Source organism: Lysinibacillus sp. NPDC095746, from assembly GCF_044763535.1.
Lineage (GTDB): Bacteria > Bacillota > Bacilli > Bacillales_A > Planococcaceae > Lysinibacillus.
Genome location: NZ_JBIWGL010000038.1, coordinates 1 through 17126, shown reverse-complemented (window position 1 = coordinate 17126; position 17126 = coordinate 1). Strand labels below are relative to the sequence as shown.

Annotated in this window: 16 protein-coding genes; 7 read left to right on the top strand and 9 right to left on the bottom strand. The window is 34.5% G+C overall.

What is annotated here, in order from left to right; translation table 11 throughout:
* Window positions 1–63 precede the first annotated feature (63 nt).
* Window positions 64–1008, top strand: a complete 945-nt coding sequence (locus ACIQ7N_RS20910) for a helix-turn-helix transcriptional regulator (RefSeq protein ID WP_402935836.1) — start codon at window positions 64–66, stop codon at window positions 1006–1008.
* Window positions 1009–1101: 93 nt separating this feature from the next.
* On the top strand, window positions 1102–2151 hold the full coding sequence (locus ACIQ7N_RS20905) for a DUF418 domain-containing protein (RefSeq protein WP_402935833.1): 1050 nt from the start codon (window positions 1102–1104) through the stop codon (window positions 2149–2151).
* A 222-nt stretch (window positions 2152–2373) separates the two neighbouring features.
* On the opposite strand, the gene ACIQ7N_RS20900 is transcribed toward ACIQ7N_RS20905, so the two are convergent.
* From ACIQ7N_RS20900 to ACIQ7N_RS20890, 3 genes are all read right to left on the bottom strand, one after another.
* Window positions 2374–2763 carry a RidA family protein gene (locus ACIQ7N_RS20900; RefSeq protein WP_402935830.1) on the bottom strand — a complete coding sequence of 130 codons (390 nt, stop codon included), beginning with the start codon at window positions 2761–2763 and terminating at the stop codon, window positions 2374–2376.
* 207 nt (window positions 2764–2970) lie between these two features.
* Window positions 2971–4464 carry a serine hydrolase domain-containing protein gene (locus tag ACIQ7N_RS20895; protein ID WP_402935828.1) on the bottom strand — a complete coding sequence of 498 codons (1494 nt, stop codon included), beginning with the start codon at window positions 4462–4464 and terminating at the stop codon, window positions 2971–2973.
* Window positions 4465–4685: 221 nt separating this feature from the next.
* Entirely contained in the window at window positions 4686–5297 is a 612-nt protein-coding gene (locus ACIQ7N_RS20890; RefSeq protein ID WP_402935825.1) for a flavin reductase family protein, read from the bottom strand.
* Between the two features lie 146 nt (window positions 5298–5443).
* Between ACIQ7N_RS20890 and ACIQ7N_RS20885 the strand changes: the two genes are divergently transcribed.
* Window positions 5444–6328, top strand: coding sequence for an alpha/beta fold hydrolase (locus ACIQ7N_RS20885; RefSeq protein WP_402935822.1), 885 nt, complete (start codon window positions 5444–5446; stop codon window positions 6326–6328).
* Window positions 6329–6355: 27 nt separating this feature from the next.
* Here ACIQ7N_RS20885 and ACIQ7N_RS20880 read toward each other — a convergent pair whose 3' ends face one another.
* The gene (locus ACIQ7N_RS20880; RefSeq protein WP_402935819.1) at window positions 6356–7048 is read right to left on the bottom strand and encodes an SDR family oxidoreductase; all 693 of its coding nucleotides are present in this window, start codon (window positions 7046–7048) and stop codon (window positions 6356–6358) included.
* A gap of 741 nt (window positions 7049–7789) precedes the next feature.
* On the opposite strand from ACIQ7N_RS20880, the gene ACIQ7N_RS20875 reads away from it, so the two are divergent.
* The 4 genes from ACIQ7N_RS20875 to ACIQ7N_RS20860 all read left to right on the top strand — a co-directional run bounded on the left by ACIQ7N_RS20875 (window position 7790) and on the right by ACIQ7N_RS20860 (window position 10550).
* The gene (locus ACIQ7N_RS20875) at window positions 7790–8131 is read left to right on the top strand and encodes an ATPase (protein WP_248716094.1); all 342 of its coding nucleotides are present in this window, start codon (window positions 7790–7792) and stop codon (window positions 8129–8131) included.
* A 477-nt stretch (window positions 8132–8608) separates the two neighbouring features.
* Window positions 8609–9697 (top strand): hypothetical protein, encoded by a 1089-nt coding sequence (locus ACIQ7N_RS20870; protein WP_402935816.1) that lies wholly within the window; start codon window positions 8609–8611, stop codon window positions 9695–9697.
* A 5-nt stretch (window positions 9698–9702) separates the two neighbouring features.
* Window positions 9703–10092 carry a hypothetical protein gene (locus tag ACIQ7N_RS20865; RefSeq protein ID WP_248716096.1) on the top strand — a complete coding sequence of 130 codons (390 nt, stop codon included), beginning with the start codon at window positions 9703–9705 and terminating at the stop codon, window positions 10090–10092.
* Window positions 10093–10217: 125 nt separating this feature from the next.
* Window positions 10218–10550 (top strand): hypothetical protein, encoded by a 333-nt coding sequence (locus ACIQ7N_RS20860; protein ID WP_402935813.1) that lies wholly within the window; start codon window positions 10218–10220, stop codon window positions 10548–10550.
* Between the two features lie 877 nt (window positions 10551–11427).
* Here ACIQ7N_RS20860 and ACIQ7N_RS20855 read toward each other — a convergent pair.
* From ACIQ7N_RS20855 to ACIQ7N_RS20835, 5 genes are all read right to left on the bottom strand, one after another.
* Window positions 11428–12633, bottom strand: coding sequence for an EAL domain-containing protein (locus ACIQ7N_RS20855; RefSeq protein ID WP_402935810.1), 1206 nt, complete (start codon window positions 12631–12633; stop codon window positions 11428–11430).
* A 474-nt stretch (window positions 12634–13107) separates the two neighbouring features.
* Entirely contained in the window at window positions 13108–14211 is a 1104-nt protein-coding gene (locus tag ACIQ7N_RS20850; RefSeq protein ID WP_132361118.1) for a TFIIB-type zinc ribbon-containing protein, read from the bottom strand.
* Window positions 14212–14225: 14 nt separating this feature from the next.
* On the bottom strand, window positions 14226–15542 hold the full coding sequence (locus ACIQ7N_RS20845) for an SPFH domain-containing protein (RefSeq protein WP_402935807.1): 1317 nt from the start codon (window positions 15540–15542) through the stop codon (window positions 14226–14228).
* Window positions 15543–15920: 378 nt separating this feature from the next.
* Window positions 15921–16295: a DUF423 domain-containing protein gene (locus ACIQ7N_RS20840; protein ID WP_402935804.1), complete on the bottom strand. Its 375-nt coding sequence runs from the start codon at window positions 16293–16295 to the stop codon at window positions 15921–15923.
* 11 nt (window positions 16296–16306) lie between these two features.
* Window positions 16307–16732: an acyl-CoA thioesterase gene (locus ACIQ7N_RS20835; protein ID WP_049664899.1), complete on the bottom strand. Its 426-nt coding sequence runs from the start codon at window positions 16730–16732 to the stop codon at window positions 16307–16309.
* Window positions 16733–17126: the final 394 nt, after the last annotated feature.

Sequence of the window (17126 nt, the reverse complement as noted above, 5' to 3'; positions counted from 1 at the left end):
CAATATTTATACTATACACAATACATGACAACTACTGGCATGATTAAAAGAAAAGGTGAGAAAATGTCAAAAGCACAACGTTTATTAGATATACTGCTGTTTGTTAGTGCAAAAAAGAAATTTACCGCTCAGGAAATTGCTGATGAATTCAATATATCGATTCGTACGGTTCATCGATATATTTTAGATTTAAGTGATATGGGCTTATCCATTTACGCTGAACAAGGGCGAAACGGTGGCTACACTGTTCTATCGAGCAGACTTCTTCCCCCTATTTTATTTACAGAAGATGAAGCCGTTTCAATTTTCTTTGCGTTTCAATCACTACACTATTATCGTGATTTACCTTTTAATACGGAAAGTAAGTCCGCTTCTCATAAGCTTTATAACTCGCTTCAGGAGGAGGCGAAGCGGAAAGTGGATAAACTTCAATCCTATATTGCGTTTTGGAATCCTAAACGCGGGATTGAAACACCTTTATTGAAGGCTGTTTTAGAGCTAGCTATTGAAAACAAAAATCTACATATTCAATATGAATCTAAATCGGGTACAACAACGAAACATATTCATCCTATTGGTGTTTACGCACATGATGGATTATGGTATATGCCCGCCTTTGACTACACGAAACAAAAAATATTATTGTTTCGTGTAGATCGTATTCTTTCTATCGTAAAAAGCGAAGAAAACAAAGAGAAATTTTTAAATCTAGAGGAGTGGTTTGGCAACACCTATGAGATTAAACAACCCATTCGTTTACATGTACTATTAACAAGGGAAGGTGTACGACAATGCAAAAGCGAACCAAACTTTGAAGACTTAGTCGTCATCAATGAAGATGGCACAGGCTATATCGATTCCATAATAGACAAAGGTGAACTAAATTTTATAAGTCCCCTCTTTTATCGACTTTGTATGCATGCTCAAATTGTAGAACCAAAAGAATTAATCAATATTTTACGACAGCAGGCAAAGGACATCCTATCTATATATCCAGAAAAAGATTAATGTAATATGACGATTTTGTAAGATTGGCGTAACATTCATCGTTACTACTTTATGGACAATTTTCTTATACTTTGTAAGTAAGGAGGAGAAAACATGCAACCAATTGAACTAAACAAACGAATTGATACATTAGATTATTTAAGAGGATTTGCTTTATTAGGCATTATATTAGTAAATATTCCGGCGTTATTATGGATTAAAACACCGGACACATCTATAGATATTGCCTATAACAGATTTTTAATATTATTTGTGGAAGGTAAGTTTTTCTCGATTTTTTCATTTTTATTTGGTGTAGGATTTTATATTTTTATTTCCCGAGCAATGGCTAAAAATAATAACGCCTATCTTTTATTTATTAGAAGAATTATTATTTTATTGTTAATTGGGCTTGTACATTTTTATTTCCAACCTGGAGAAGCATTAACCGTTTATGCAATTTTCGGGCTAATTGCTTTACCATTTTACAAAGTTCGTAAAGAAATAAACATAACTTTAGGGCTTATCCTATTAGCCATAACAGCTTATTATGGCATCAAAATCGCGATGCCGTTCCCACTAATTTTACTAGGATTAGCTGCTGGGCAATATCAAACTTTTGAAAAGATCCATGACAATCGTAAAAGCATATTAACCTTTACAGTGATTATGTTCATGATTAGCATAGGTGGCTTACTGTATCAATGGCATTATGTCCCTGAGGCAATGCTGAACATTGACAATATGACAACGGATGAAATGACTGAACATATGACAAACATTGAAAAATTTTCATTAATCGGTCTTCAATTTAGCCCTTTTGTATCGGCATTTTATGTAGGTTTATTAACGTTATTACTTAAACTTCCTTTATGCCAGGCCTTACTTTCACCATTAAAAGACTATGGACGAATGGCATTAACAAATTATTTAGGGCAAACAGCGCTCATCTTACTAATTGGCAAAGCTTTTGACCTTATTGGCAATATTCGTTTTATCCAATCTCTTTGGATTTGCATAAGCATTTACATTTTCCAACTACTGTTTAGCAAAATTTGGCTTAAATACTTTAAATTTGGACCATTAGAATGGTTGTGGCGAATGGGTACTTATTGGACAGTACCTTCATTGCTAAAAACTTCTAATTATAAGGAACGCTCCTAACCAAAAAACTTAAAATGACAAATACCTAACAATTAGCTTTCATTCTTCATAAAATAGTAATGTACCTAATTCGCTTCCAACTTGCTCAGATAATGGGCAAGAAACACACCCCCATTATTAATTTTTTATTTTTTGGTCATTTTTCTTAGGAAAAGTGACCTTTTTTCTATTTTGTTTAAATAAAAAGCCGACAAAATCATTAAGATTTTGTCGGTACTCTACTTATTTAGCAGCCCAAATATCTATTTCTATTTTAATATCAGGGAGTCCTAAAGCCGTAATATAGGCTATCGTCATAGAGGGATAGGGATTTCCAAACATCGATTCCCATTGTTGATCGAAGTCATCCCAATTAATTTCTTCTGTTGCCCAAATATTGGCCTTCACCACATTGTCTGCATTAAGTCCCTCTGCCTCTAATATAATTTGAATATTTTTCAACGTATTTTTAACCTGCTCAGATAGTGATGATGGCAACTCACCGCTAGCCCCTACTCCAATCTGTCCAGATAATGCATACATTGTTGCATTCTTAGGGATTATTGTAAGATGACTGTAATTGCCAACTGGGCTAGGTACTTGGATAGGATTTTTGCGTGTTATTTGATTCATGGTTATTCCCCTTTAGGTTTTTATTTTTCTAAAAAAGGGCAGACTCGTCCCTTAAAACTCAATTTTAGAAAAAAACAGCTGTTGAGAATCCAATACCCATACTTAAAAAACATATTGATCTTTTTTTCATTTGGATTCTCCCCCTTACCTAAAGTTAAATTCAAATTACCATGTTTTTCATAAAAAATCAAATATCTACACTTTTAATCAATTTTGATGTTTGGTAAAAAGCTTTACTAATCCCAATAAACAATAAACCACACCTGATACTATAACACTATAAAATAACACAGTGATTGAGGTTGGACCCCATACTTTAATAAACGTCCAATTTGATCTATCTACTAAAATTTTTGGGGACATACTGATAAGTGCAAAGATTATTGCAACACTTACAGAATGCAAGATTAATAATAAGATCCTTTTCATATTTAAAGCTACTTTAATTCGTTGTTTTTTAATAATTTCCTTTAAGGTTTTTAACAATAGAATGCTTAAAAACATCCCAAAGCCTACAATAATAACGCATAAAAGTGAAACAGCTTTATCCAGCTTCTGAAGGTTATCAGAATGAACAGCATCAACCGTTTTCCCTTCCCATAAATCCATCACACCTTGACCTATCGCTGTTGTATAGCTCGAATTCATATTAGATAATATGGCCACTCCCAATTGTTCATCAGGCTGCATCATAAAATAAGATGTAAATGTTGGATTTTCCCCGGCATGAAATAAATATTGTTTTTTATCTCTTGCTATCACTCCCCACCCACTACCGTAGTATGTATCCTTATCGAAAGGTTCAACAGATTGATCTGGAATATGTGATTCTTGAATAATTTTTTTATCAATCGAATAAATTTGGCTATTGCCTAACTGTAGCTTTAACCATTTTGCTATATCATTTATGTTACTTATTATATACCCTGCAGGCACATTTCCACGGTAGATAGGTGGTGTATAAGCCTGCTCTTTCATAAGCCCTATCTTATATCCTGACGCCATCTCATTAGATTTAACTTGATGAAGTCCAACAAATGAATCCTTCATATTAATCGGCTCTAATATATGCTGTTTGATATACATATCAAAGGGTTGTTTTGAAACTTTTTCAATAACTAGGCCTAAAACATCATAATTGAGTGTTGCATATTCGTATGAACTACCCGGTTGTCTATTTAAAGGCTGATCAAGCAATTTTTTGACGGTCAACTCAAGAGCATTCGGTTCGTTACTTTTTGGGATATTATATAGCGTGTTAGTAGTGATGCCACTTGTATGATATAGAAACTGATTAATAGTAATGGACTGAGGCTTGCCATTATATTTTAACGTTAACCATGGGATATATTTTTGGACATCATCAGAACGTTTTAGTAGGCCTTCCCTTTCCAATTGAAGAATGGCTAATCCTGTGAATGCTTTCGATGTAGATCCTAGTTCAAATAATGTATTAGAGGTAACTGGTGTTTTTGACTGAACATCGGCATATCCAAAGCTTTTTTCATAAACCGTTTTCCCCTTCTCAACAATTACTACCGATATTCCTGGAATTTTACTAATCGCCTTTTGTTCTTTAACAAATTGATCAATTTTCTGAATTTTTTCAGTTGAATTTGCCTTTGCTATTGTAGGCGTTATACTATAAAAGATGACAATCATAACTAATATAAACGGATAGATTTTTAATAATAGTTTCATTTTCATTTCTCCTCTAAGCTAGGTACAAGGTTATAAATTCCTTAATGACTTTGTTAACTATAACAAGGAATTAATACGATATCCATTGTTTTACATGACAAATAACATGACAACATGACAGTTTTGTAACGTACCGTGCTTATAGAAAATCTTGAATAAAAGCAAAAAAAATCAGCTACCCATAAAAGTGAGAGCCGACCTTTTTTGATGACCGTTTAGATTTAAATTTCTGCCCTAAAAGCTTTCCCTAGCTGGTGCCCAAGTCCAAAATAATGGCGGAAATTATAAATGAGTGGGCTCCATTTATTTGGATCAATATAATTTTCTTTAACGATAATTTCCTTATGAGCATGTACATGTATTACTTGTGTCTCAACAATGGCAAAAAATGCAGCATAATCAGGGATTCGAATATGTTTTACTCTTGCCTCTAGTTGAATTGGACACTCCGCAATTCTAGTAGGCTTTACTGATTTAGACTCGTTAGGTGTTAAATTACTAATTTCATATTTATCTTTTTCAAATGTGAATCCATTTGCTAGCTTATATTCAGGAACGGGTTTTTTTCCTGTAAATGGCGCTAATTTTTCTACATTCTCCCATAATGAAGGATCTGGAACATTAATAACACATTCAGGATGTCGTTCTAAATTTTCAATAGCCTTGCCCCCAAGCCCAATTCCTAAAATAATACAATCTCCTAACACCCATGATGACGACAGAGGGCTAATATTTACTGTGCCATCTTCATTTAGCGTAGTTAATAAAATTACAGGAGTCCCGTAGTAAAGAATTTTTGGATTAATCATCTCTGTGTTAGCAATTTGAGTCATTTTATCTCCTCCTATCCGTACTTTCAATTTATATAGTACAAGATAGATATTTCGATTTTCATCGAAATATGGATTACATATTAAATACTTAATTGACTATAGGATTAAAAAGTTAAATATACTTTTTAAAAAGAAGGAGGTTCATTATGAAAAAAGAAAGCACTTTTTCCATTATTTTAGAAGATGGACATCTATTAAATTACAAGATTTATGGTAATCCTAAAAATAATCCCATAATTTATTTACATGGCTTTGGTTCATCAGCTTCAGGATTATATATTAATGAAAATAAATTAGATGCTAAAAATTTTTATGTAATTGCTATTAATCGGCCTGGTTATGGATCTTCAAGTTTAAAACATTATAATATGACTTACTTTTCTAGGGATATCAAATCGTTATTGGAGAAACTTAATCTAGATATGGTAGATATAATTGGCTGGTCAGCAGGTGGAACATATGCTCAAATTTTTGCTTCCATTTATCCTGATTGTGTGAAATCTTTGACTCTTATAAGTAGCGCTATTCCTTTGAAAGGGAAAAATACTAAAAATGATTTACCAATCAATTGGAAATTCATCAGTTTTTTTAATAGTTACTTCCCTTTAATGACAAAGTATTATTTTAAAAAGTTAAGTAAAAAGATTAACCATCATATAGAAACAACGGTTAAAGATTCGATTGATAAAATGCCTGAGGCTGATCAATCAGTAGCCAATCAAAGGCATTTTCAAGAAGTAATAACAAAAGCTGCCGTAGAAGCTTATCAAAATAATGGGCTAGCAGTATACTATGATGCAGTGGCAATGACTGAAAAAGTTTCTTTAAACTATGCTGCTCGTCCCTATAAAATTTACATTTGGCATGGCGAAAAAGATAATGTTTGGCCATTAAAGACGGCTAAAACACTAAACAAGCTTTATACAGATTCCTCATTTCACATAATAGAAAATAAAGGACATTTACTGTATCTTAGTTATTTTGATGAAATAGTAAATGAAATAGAAAGTGACCAGGCTCGACTTAAATGAAGAGCCTGGTCATCTTAATTTCAAATATTATCGTCTATTTTTAATAACAACTTCAGTTACAGCTAACGCTTTTCTTGGTTTAATATTTTCCATAATAATATCCGCGATGTCATTTGGATCCATTAATGTCTTAGTTTTTTCCTCGGTAAACACACCGTCCCAAAATTCTGTTCTCATGCCACCCATGTACACAGCACATACATTAATAGCGGTATCGCTTAATTCAAGTGCAAGACTCTCTGTAAATCCACGTACACCAAATTTACTAGCACAATAAACAGATTCTGTTACTTTTCCTTCTAAACCAGCTGTAGAAACGATATTGACGATTGTTCCTTCATTGTGTTCCCTCATACCTTTTAGTACTTCTTGTGTGCAAAAAATTGTTCCTTTTAAGTTAATATCAATCATTTGATGAACTGAATCCTCATTCAAGTTTTCAGCTTTATCAAAATAGCCAACACCAGCATTATTAATAAGTAATGGAATTGAACCAAAATCTTCTTGTATAGAACGAATTATTTGAGCAACCATTTGTTTCGAAGTAACATCAACCTCATAAATAGAATAGCCATTGGTTAAAGCTTTAGCCGTATGCTCTAGCTTTGATTTCGTACGGCCGAGTAAACAAATGTGATTGCCTAAAGACGAATATTTTTTAGCAAGTGCTGCACCTAAACCACTGCCAGCCCCTGTTATAACAACGATATTTTTGCTCATATTGATCATCCTCTCTCGCAGTTAATTATACCAAAGTAAGAAAACCAATCAATATGAGGATTTGTTGAATTGTATCATCACACTTGCCCTATTAGTATGGAGGAGTGTTACACGTATTGTTACCAATCTCTGTCGCTATATGATGCGCATTAATCTCTCTGCAGAAGACAGTATATATCTTTAAGACGTCTATTTCATGTGAATTTAACATATTGAGGTTTCACCATTTATTATTTTGCCATTTTCGTCATCAATATCGTCTGTTCCGTTCTTTTTTTTATTTTCCCATTTAACAATATCTTCGTTTTTGTTATAACCAACTAACTTTATTTCAACTTTACAATGTTTTTTCCATAGCTTTTAACTCAATTGATTTTGCCTGTTCTTCTGAAATTTCCGGTATCTAATTATGATTACATCCACTCATTACCGAAACTATGATTATACCTATTATAACTATCTTCCTCAAATATTTTCACCTCCATATTTCCGTAGACGTATGTCATTCATGAAGTTTTAAAAATATCCATCATGCACCACCATTAAGTAGAGAGATTTTAGAAGATACTCCTTAAAGGCATCACTTGCTATAGCTGAAAAATTTAAATAGTTCTATTAACCAACTTCTACATTTTTATAAAAAATTGATTAAAACGTTTAGAGCGTTTCAATAGCTACTGAATACTATGAGTATGTAATCTGCAGATTATAAATCTTTTATCCCGAAGGAGGTGAAATATATTGCCTTTAACTACTGGTCCAATTGAAAATACAGGAAATCAACCAGCTAATGCAACTAGCGTTCGTATCAAAATTCTCAATCTCACTGGAGGTTTACTAACTGGAGTTGTAAGAGTTTTTAGACTTAACGGTACAAGACAATTACTATCAACAACTCCATTTGCCGCAAATGCTAACGCTTCTACTTTTGTAACTCCAAGTGTAGGAGGTGCAGCTCAGTATGAAGTTGAAATTGTTCCTAATCAAACTGGCGGATTATATAGTGTATATGGAAGAACAGCTTCAGGCGTTCTTATTACTGCCCAAAGGTTTGTGAATTCAGAATTAACAGAGATTCTTTAATAATAGGAACAAATCTTTACTAACACTCTTCGATTAAAGTATTTAAAGGTAAATCAAGTGGGGTACATTTGAGAAAAATTTCTCCTTTGTACCCTAAATTTACACACTGCTGAATAATTAAGTAACGAGTAGAGAATCTTAATTCAATTACTTTGTTCTCTCCTAATCAAGACCCTTCCGATTCAATAGTTCCTCCGCGCTATTTTTCTTCACAAAACGAAGATGATACCTACCTTAAAGCGTACCAATCCCCATTCACTAGTAGTTATTTCTTTTAAAATCCAAAACAACAATTAAGAATAAAGAACCATACGATATTTATTCATTTCGATGCATATAAGTTCCAATTCATTCAAACCCCCATGTCAATCAACACTTTTATGTCATTTTTTGGTTATTCAATACATATAATATTATATTTATTAATAAAACGACATAATTTCATCGAACACAGAATATAATTCTGGAGGGTGTTAAATGAATACAATTAAATCTTTAATTTTCCCCCAAGACTTGCATAAATTAAGCAAAACTCAACTCAAAGAGATTTGTAATAAATTGACTTTAGATACAACTGGCAATGTAAATGAATTAGCTAGTAGAGTGTGGAACTCTTTTGATCATATTGAAGGCGATGTTCTTAAAATGATAAGCAATAATATTTTCTCTGGAGCAGTTTCTTTAGCTTGGTTTCAGGCGACAAATAATACTGGTTTAATCGGATTTAAACAAAGTATTATTGATAAAATGCCATTTAACCCTTTCGAAAAAGTAGTTACACCAAACAGCGAAAATGTCCCTATTGATCCTACGATTATTGCCGCTGCTGACATCGAAGGTTCTCAAGCATATTATTTAAGATTTATTCATAGAACTGGTGTTAATGTTGATTACTTTTTAGCTAACCGAAGAGAATACATTAAACACGAAATAACAACAGTTTATATTGATGAAGACAAGGGAATAATTGAAGTACGCGCAAGTTCAGCTGTTGCCAAAAAAATCATTGCTTGGTTAACTAAAACAGTCGATGATAAATATGAATTCAAACAACATGATTTGTTAGAGAAGTATGGGGGAAATCTTGAGTCTTTAGCAGATACACTTCAAGGAAGGCTTATTGATGCTACAGGAAGACCAGCAGGATCCGTAAATACATTTGAAGAAACACAGGGTCAATCAATTGTGAGTATACTTTCTGCAATTGACGAATACTATACTAATGGTGAATTATCCATTTTAGAGCAAAATTTAAATAGCGAGGATATTACTGGCATTTTAGAAACAACACCTTTTACGTTGCTCCTTTTAAGTGGTCTTGAAACAATAGGATTAGGTAGTATTAGAGAACTAAGAGGTTTACCATTATACAATTATTTAGAACCTTATCTATCCAAACAAAAAGGATCCATATTATTTGAACATAGTGTTGATGGCGTGAAACAAGAATATTCTATTCGAATCGGCGTCAATACAAAGACATTTAAGTTCAATGTATTTGCGTCTGAGCCTGTATTGGATTATATTAGAGAAAAATTGATTTACCAAATTTATTCTGCGAGGTAAAAGTATTGAGCAATTTAAAGCCATGGGAAATTTCTCAAAAAATAGATAATGCACTTGAGGCAATTGCTATCAGTAAGATTGAAAAATTTTACCATAGTTATATTGCAAAAATAACTAACTTACCTCTTGGAGTAGTTATTGATACATTATCTGAATTAGAAAAAAAAGAAGCGCTCGTTATAAAATTAGAATTTCACTGCGAGGAATGTAGTAGAAGTATTTTTACTGCTAATAAATCTGAACTTGAAAATATTGATTTCATTCCTTGCAAGTATTGTGGTACCGAAAACTGTTTTGATCCTTTAAACGCCATTCCAATAATCGAATTAAGTGATGATTTCAGACAAAGTTTTTCAAAAAAAAAATTAATAACAAAACGGAAAATGTCGGGTTAAGTAAGCAAAATAAACCTGAGAGTTTAAGAGAAATTATCGGTATTTTAGCCGAAGAAAATTCTGATCAATTATTAGAGAAAGTATCAAAGCTCGGGAAAGTTACTATTATCTTAGGAGATGGTTATATGGGTGATTCTAGTAAATATGGTGGTTTAACTTTTGGAGAAAACAAAGGTAATATAACTATTGAAAACAATGGTACACTCAATCAAGGGATAGCAAGCTTGCCTAATGACATTATCAATGCTTTACAACAGCTTCATGAAGAAATTCAACACCTAGCTGAGGAACAACGAGAGATTGCGGAAGCTAATTTTGAACTTCTTCAAACTCACATAGAAAATGGAGATAAAGAGAAAGCTAAAAAACCATTAGAGAAATTAACTAGTATACTAGGTGTTATTAGCTCTATTGTATCGATCGCTTCTGCCTTAGGACTTGGTGTTCCTTTAAAATAATAAGAGTCCAACAAATTATTTTTGAAATATAGATCTGAAAAAATCGGATGCCATCTATCGACAACGAAAAATCGATGTAGAACCAGTTTTTCGATTCTTAAGGCAACTTTTCATTTCACGAGATTTTTTGTCCGTGGGAAATTGCTTATAGGTAGAAAACGAATTGGGCTTTGCTAAGAGCAGGAAACATTCGTAAATACGTGACCATTAACAGAGAACTAGGATAGTAAATAGCATAACTTAATGAATTTAAGCAAAAAGAGAACTCGAATAACCTCGATTTCTCTTTTTGCTTGGATATCAGCTCACAATTTATTTACCTATTGGATTAGAAAAAGGGTTCCAGGAATGCACAAGCACTTGCCCCCGAACCAAACGACAATTTAAAAGTACAAGACTGCAGTAGCAACTGACCCTACTGTTTTCTTCTTTTTCACTTACTTCTATTCAAATTTGTCTTTCAATTGTTATATTCCACATTCTTTGCTAAAAACATTTAAAAGAAAAATTAAGAATTGAATCGCTTCCTCCATTCCGGGATTTTAATAGAACTTGGAGTACATCTTTCCCTCTTGCGAAATGCTAGCTAAAATCATCTTCAAAGTATGGTGTCTTTGTCGTTCTGTAGCGAGGATAAACGGATTAACTGTATAACATGGTGCGAAATAAGCTAATTAGTTACCTTTTTCGCCCATTGAAGCTACAAAGCGATCGTTTCGTACTTTCATTTAATTTACTGTAAAAAAGTACTAAAAAACGCTGACTCGGTTATTACTGGCCGCCAGCGTTAGTACGTGAGATATTCATTAGCTATTGCACTAAACATTACTACACAAATTATGGGTACAAGCTATTTTCTTGTACCCTTCATTCAGAACTATCTAAATATATTATGCTCGTATAGGAAATCATACGAAAGATCGACGAACAAATATTCATGCTCATTAATAGCAATAGAAAATGTCCTTGTAATTTCCCCTGTCTCGATATCTCGATAAAGCTCTGAGATTTCTCCACTTTGATCGTTGCGCATTTTAATGATTGTTTGTAGGAAGTACGGGCGCCAACTCCAGTTTTTATTGATAGCTCTAGGCTGCAATTCCCACTGTCCATCTATACGCATTACATTTGGAGAAAGTTGGAAGCCATCTTCATTACAAATATATACTCGGAACGAATAACTATCCAATAGCTGCGCTAAATGCTCTAAAAGTGTGATGTTGTCACTAGAAGGTTTGACACGATGGACAATCGCTTCTAGCTCCTCTCTCAGCTTTTTCAACTCGAAATATTGTGCCTCTAGAATTTTCTTTTCAGAGGTAATAAACTGCTGGCATTCTTCCTTAAAACGTTCCTTTAAAATATCCTTCTCTACGAATGTTATGGCAGGGTTTGCCAAGTATCGCCCCTGATAAAATCGGCCCCCGTTCTTCCAAGCAAACTGTAATTGATACACAGTTTCGATTCCTTCAAATAAAAGATTTGCGCCAATTTTATACGCGAGACTACCTATTGCTGATATCATATCAGACTGTGCAGACCATGAATCATAATTTAAGTCTTGAATATCGACCTTTAAAATTTGTGGTGATAATAGAGCAATGTGCTCTAAATGACTCTCCGCTCCCACTTCCTGAACGGCAATTTTGACACCAAAAGTCGTAAAGTAACGTACTGCATGGTGCAGCTTATGAATATCACCTAAAAAACGATGCTCAGAAACAACTAATACAATACGATGTAAATCGTCTTCACTTATATATTGTTGAATAATATTAAAATGACTTTCACCAAAATCCTGCATCAGTAAGTTCGGGTTACTAGGAATATAAATATCAATATCCTGTCCGATTTCTTCTACTTTAGCTAATGCAGCATGTAGTATTTTATGTTCCATGTCAATACGATACTCTTCTGGAATATCTTCATTATTCACAAAATCTTTTAAATTAATTTGTTGACCCTCGATTTGTAACTGTCCGGAAATTTCGTAGGCAATCACCGTATGCGCATCCGCGCTAAAAATAGGTTGAAAATACCCATGTATTTGATCTAAATTTGTTAAAACTTCAATTGCATCCATTGTCGAAACCTCCATACATGATGTTATCCAAGAATAACATTGCATTCACAGCTTATTACATGAAAAAAGCTCTCTGACTGTATAATAATTTGTTTAAAGTAAATTGGCAACTTCACATGGCGTTATTTTATGGAAAAAATCAGTTCTGAAATTTAACAAACTTCCACCTAACTGATTTATTTTTTTCTGACAATTCATCACTAATAACGACTTTCTCGCCTAATAGGTTGCTGGAGTAAGATTATTGTTATTTAGCGTCACTCTATATGCATTCACAAAATTTTCCCTGTATCGCTGTATAAAAAAATCCCTCAGAATACCTTTATCTTATAACTTATGCAACAATTCAATATGAAAGCTATGATCATTAAAGGTTTTCATCCTTTATCCTAAAATTATTCAGCCGTTCACCCACACCAGTAAAAAGCAGTATTCCAAAGTATGGATTATATCCTACAGGAATACTGCTCATGACTATTCTGACATGAAGAAATACCAAATAATAGCAATTGCAATTAAAGATAAGATAACCGCAATTGTTACACGAAGTGGTGAAATTGGAGCATCCCCACCTACTCGACCTGTTTGTCCATTTACCATAAATCGATAAATTTTCTCTTTGTAACGGAATGAAGAAAGCCAAATCGGCAACATTAGATATTTGTATGTAATATCATCATGAGTCGTTGAGAAATGTAAATTGGATACTACATCCGCATTATGTTCCCAACGTATTTTTGACGTAATTTGTGCATTCAAATGATCAGAAATTTCCCTCTTCGCCTGACTCCATCCGTCCTGTAAACCAATACTGTAGCGTTCTGATAAAAATCCTGATACGTATTCTGGTTTATAGGCTTTATTATTGAGTAAATTAAAGGGTTCTATTTTTCTCATCATATTACGATCATAACGTGTTGTCGCACTGATTAAATGATCATCAATAAATTCCTGATAAAAACCACTTGTAGAATACCAATCAGTTTCAGTTCGAGTATTGCCATCTTTATCTGTAACTGTGCGATGTCTACCGTACCTTGCAGAATACCTTGAGCTTGTTTTCGTATCAAAAGTCCAATAAGGAAGATATACCCCTTTAAATGAATCAGGCTTTGCACTCTCTTTTGCTGCTCTCGGTGTAAACCATTTTCCCTTAATCCAACTTTGGAAGTTCTCTCCCGCTTGCTTATCTGTTATTTCAAATGCGCATACTCCGTTCGGGGCTAGTGTATTTTCAGCACTAGCCTCCATAACCTGATTAGAGCCACAGTATGGGCAACTATCAGCTACCTGTAATGCATCATAAATCGTTTCTGCCGCACAGGATTTGCAAATGACTGTTTTTTTCTCAACACCCCAGTTAAAATTCCCACGTTCTTCAGCCATTGCAAAATCCATTTCCTGGGCAACTTTTTCCTCTTGCTTCTCTGGGGCTGCAATTTCAGTTTCATAGCCACAATAAGGACATGTTAGCTTTCCAGTTGCTGGGTTAAATTCAATGGATGCACTACATGATGGACACTCAGCGTCAAAATCAAGCTTTACTTGTTTAGCATTTTCAGCGTCTTGCGTTGGCATCATTAGTCATCTCCTTACTTAACATCATTATCATCAAACACATCGCCACACTCTGGGCAGAATTTTGGTGGGTTTGCAGGATCCTCTGGTAGCCAACCACATTTATCGCAAACGTATTGTAATGCTCCTGATGGTTTTTTTGCACCACATTCGCTACAGAATTTGCCTTTGTTGACAGCACCACATGTACAAGTCCATCCTTCTTCTGCTGGCTTTGGTGATCCACAATTTGAACAGAATTTACCCGTGTTTTCACTACCACATGCACATTTCCATGTAGCTGAGTTCGTCGGTGTTTGTCCTTGTTGAGCTGCCTGTTTATTTTGTTCATTCATTTGGTAAAGCTGTCCTGCATTAACACCGCCCGCTTGTGTCGCCATGTTCATGCCCATAAATCCTGCCATTGCTCCGCCATCATTATTAGCTGCTGCAATCATTGCTTCCGCTTGTGCACCTGTTAAATGAGCTGCAGCCATACCTGGATCACGCATTACTGCATTTCGTTGTAATTGTTTTATCATTGCTTCATCTTCTTCAGATGCTTTTAAAGAACTAATGCCAAATGATACAACTGCTAAACCACGTGTTGCTAGCCACTTCTCTGATAACACTTTATTTAGGGCATCTGCTAGAGCAACCGTATGTGCAGGAATTTCACTATAGCGTACCCCACTTGCTGAAATATGTGCGAAAGCCGGCTGTAACGCAGTCATCAATTCCGTTTTTAATTGGCTATCGATTGCATCTCTTGTAAATTCACGCTCAACGTTTCCACATACATTTGTATAGAATAATAATGGATCGACAATTTTATATGAATATTCGCCATGGCAACGAATAGCAATATCAATATCTAGGCCGATATTACGGTCGATCACACGGAAAGGAATCGGTGCAGGTGTCCCGTATTTATTACCTACGATTTCTTTTTTATTAAAATAATACACACGCTGATCCTTTGCAGGTTCCCCGCCAAAGGTGAAGCGTTTACCAATTTGCTTGAATGTTTCCTTTATACCTTCGGACAAATCATTGCCATACATTATCGACGGCTCTGTGGATGTATCATAAACATACTCACCAGACTCCGCAGAAAACTCTACTACTTTCCCTTGCTCGACAATCATCATACATTGCCCTTCATTGATAGCAATAATAGAGCCATTACTAATAATGTTGTCATTGCCTTTATTTGACCCTCTTTTAGAAGTACGTTTATGCCCCTTTTCCACAAGCACATCCGCTGACAGCGACTCACAATAGAAATATTCACGCCATTGATCTTCTAGAACACCTGCTAATGCGCCAACTCCTGCTTTTAATAAACCCATATTTATTCCCACCTTCAACTTATATACTTAAGACTTATTTTATCATATCAATTATGCCTCGGCTTAATTGCGTCCGGATTCATCTTTGTGCTTAGACCAGACATTTCGATATTGCCACAGGTGTGTGGCGTTTTTACCGATGCAGGTCAGTTCATTATCTTATAAACGCGATGATTTTAGGCTAACCCTAAATGAACTTCTTGCCGAATCAGTGACATTCGCCGAAAGATAAATAATCTAATCATTATGTAGTACGCATAAAAAGGATAATTTGTTTCATTTTTTTTAAACTTCTCTATAAAAAGAGATAGCTCCAAAGGAACTACCTCTATCGTATTGTAAATACTATATCGTTTTTTTAGTGAATCTTAGCGTTTCTTAAGATAATGCGGAAATAGCCAAAAGCACCCAGGCAACGATAAATAACAAACCACCGATTGGCGTAATCGCACCAAGCTTTTTCACACCTGTAACAGCTAATACATACAAACTGCCTGAGAAAAACACAATACCTGCAAACATTAAATAGCCTGCCCAAGAAAGCATACTTGAAGCGCCTAAAAGGGCTTCACTCGATAAAATCCCAAGCCCTAGTAAGCCTAATGCATGATACATATGGTATTGCACCGCAGTCTCCCAAATGGCTGCATAGTGTGGTGACGCAAATTTATCTTTTAATGCATGTGCTCCAAAAGCGCCTAACACAACACCAAGACAAGCCATAATTGCACCGATTGCCAATAAAAGTTCCATATATGATTCTCCTATTTCGTCTCGCGTGCGATTTCTTTGTATTTCGCATCCCATGCCGGATCAATTTTACTTAAAGATACCGGACGTAACGTATCTTTTTGAGCTAGAATATGTACGGACTGAGCAGTAGCTGCAATCGTGCCATCCTCATGTAAAATTTCATAGCCATATGTTGTACGTAAACGATCGTGTTTTTCCACCCATGTACGGACCGTTGCCACTTGGCCATAATGCATAGCAGCCTTATAAGAAATGGATAAATCCATCACTGGCGAAACATAACCGTCTTTCTCTAATTCAGCATACTCAAAGCCTGCATCATTTACTAACTGAGAACGGCCTATCTCCATCCAAATGATGTAGTTCGCATGATACACCACGCCCATTTGGTCAGTCTCAGCATATCGAATTTCGATTTGTTTTTCACTTACAAACATTTTCTTCACCTCGTCCTACATTATAGCGTAAAAATATTGATTTGGCGGGGTTTTTGCTTTATTGATTTAAAAAAAGTAAAAAATATATTTTAACAAAAATCAGAAGTTCAATTTAGAAAAGTATTTGGTAATAAATGTTGGTTTTCGTTTTCGCTCGTTGTACCCCACTTATTTGGGGTACAAATTGGGGTACACTGGGGTACAGAAAAATATAACACCGGGCAGGTGCAATAAAAAAGTCGCTCATTTTTTATGAGGGTACTGAAAAACTTACGGTTTTATAATAGCGAACCTTTTTCAGATAAAAATAAGGCACTTCTTGTTCAATTTTGAACAGGAAGTGCCTTATTTCTGTCTCTATTCCTTATTCTTTTTTTAGTAGCTTTAATATCCG

Coding starts and splice junctions, on each gene's coding strand:
- ACIQ7N_RS20900 (WP_402935830.1), bottom strand. CDS start 2,763: ATGAATCAAATAACACGCAAAAATCCTATCCAAGTACCTAGCCCAGTT.
- ACIQ7N_RS20895 (WP_402935828.1), bottom strand. CDS start 4,464: ATGAAACTATTATTAAAAATCTATCCGTTTATATTAGTTATGATTGTC.
- ACIQ7N_RS20845 (WP_402935807.1), bottom strand. CDS start 15,542: ATGGGTTTATTAAAAGCAGGAGTTGGCGCATTAGCAGGTGTTCTAGAA.
- ACIQ7N_RS20870 (WP_402935816.1), top strand. CDS start 8,609: ATGAATACAATTAAATCTTTAATTTTCCCCCAAGACTTGCATAAATTA.
- ACIQ7N_RS20855 (WP_402935810.1), bottom strand. CDS start 12,633: ATGGATGCAATTGAAGTTTTAACAAATTTAGATCAAATACATGGGTAT.
- ACIQ7N_RS20890 (WP_402935825.1), bottom strand. CDS start 5,297: ATGACTCAAATTGCTAACACAGAGATGATTAATCCAAAAATTCTTTAC.
- ACIQ7N_RS20910 (WP_402935836.1), top strand. CDS start 64: ATGTCAAAAGCACAACGTTTATTAGATATACTGCTGTTTGTTAGTGCA.
- ACIQ7N_RS20880 (WP_402935819.1), bottom strand. CDS start 7,048: ATGAGCAAAAATATCGTTGTTATAACAGGGGCTGGCAGTGGTTTAGGT.
- ACIQ7N_RS20835 (WP_049664899.1), bottom strand. CDS start 16,732: ATGTTTGTAAGTGAAAAACAAATCGAAATTCGATATGCTGAGACTGAC.
- ACIQ7N_RS20860 (WP_402935813.1), top strand. CDS start 10,218: ATGGGTGATTCTAGTAAATATGGTGGTTTAACTTTTGGAGAAAACAAA.
- ACIQ7N_RS20840 (WP_402935804.1), bottom strand. CDS start 16,295: ATGGAACTTTTATTGGCAATCGGTGCAATTATGGCTTGTCTTGGTGTT.
- ACIQ7N_RS20850 (WP_132361118.1), bottom strand. CDS start 14,211: ATGCCAACGCAAGACGCTGAAAATGCTAAACAAGTAAAGCTTGATTTT.
- ACIQ7N_RS20905 (WP_402935833.1), top strand. CDS start 1,102: ATGCAACCAATTGAACTAAACAAACGAATTGATACATTAGATTATTTA.
- ACIQ7N_RS20885 (WP_402935822.1), top strand. CDS start 5,444: ATGAAAAAAGAAAGCACTTTTTCCATTATTTTAGAAGATGGACATCTA.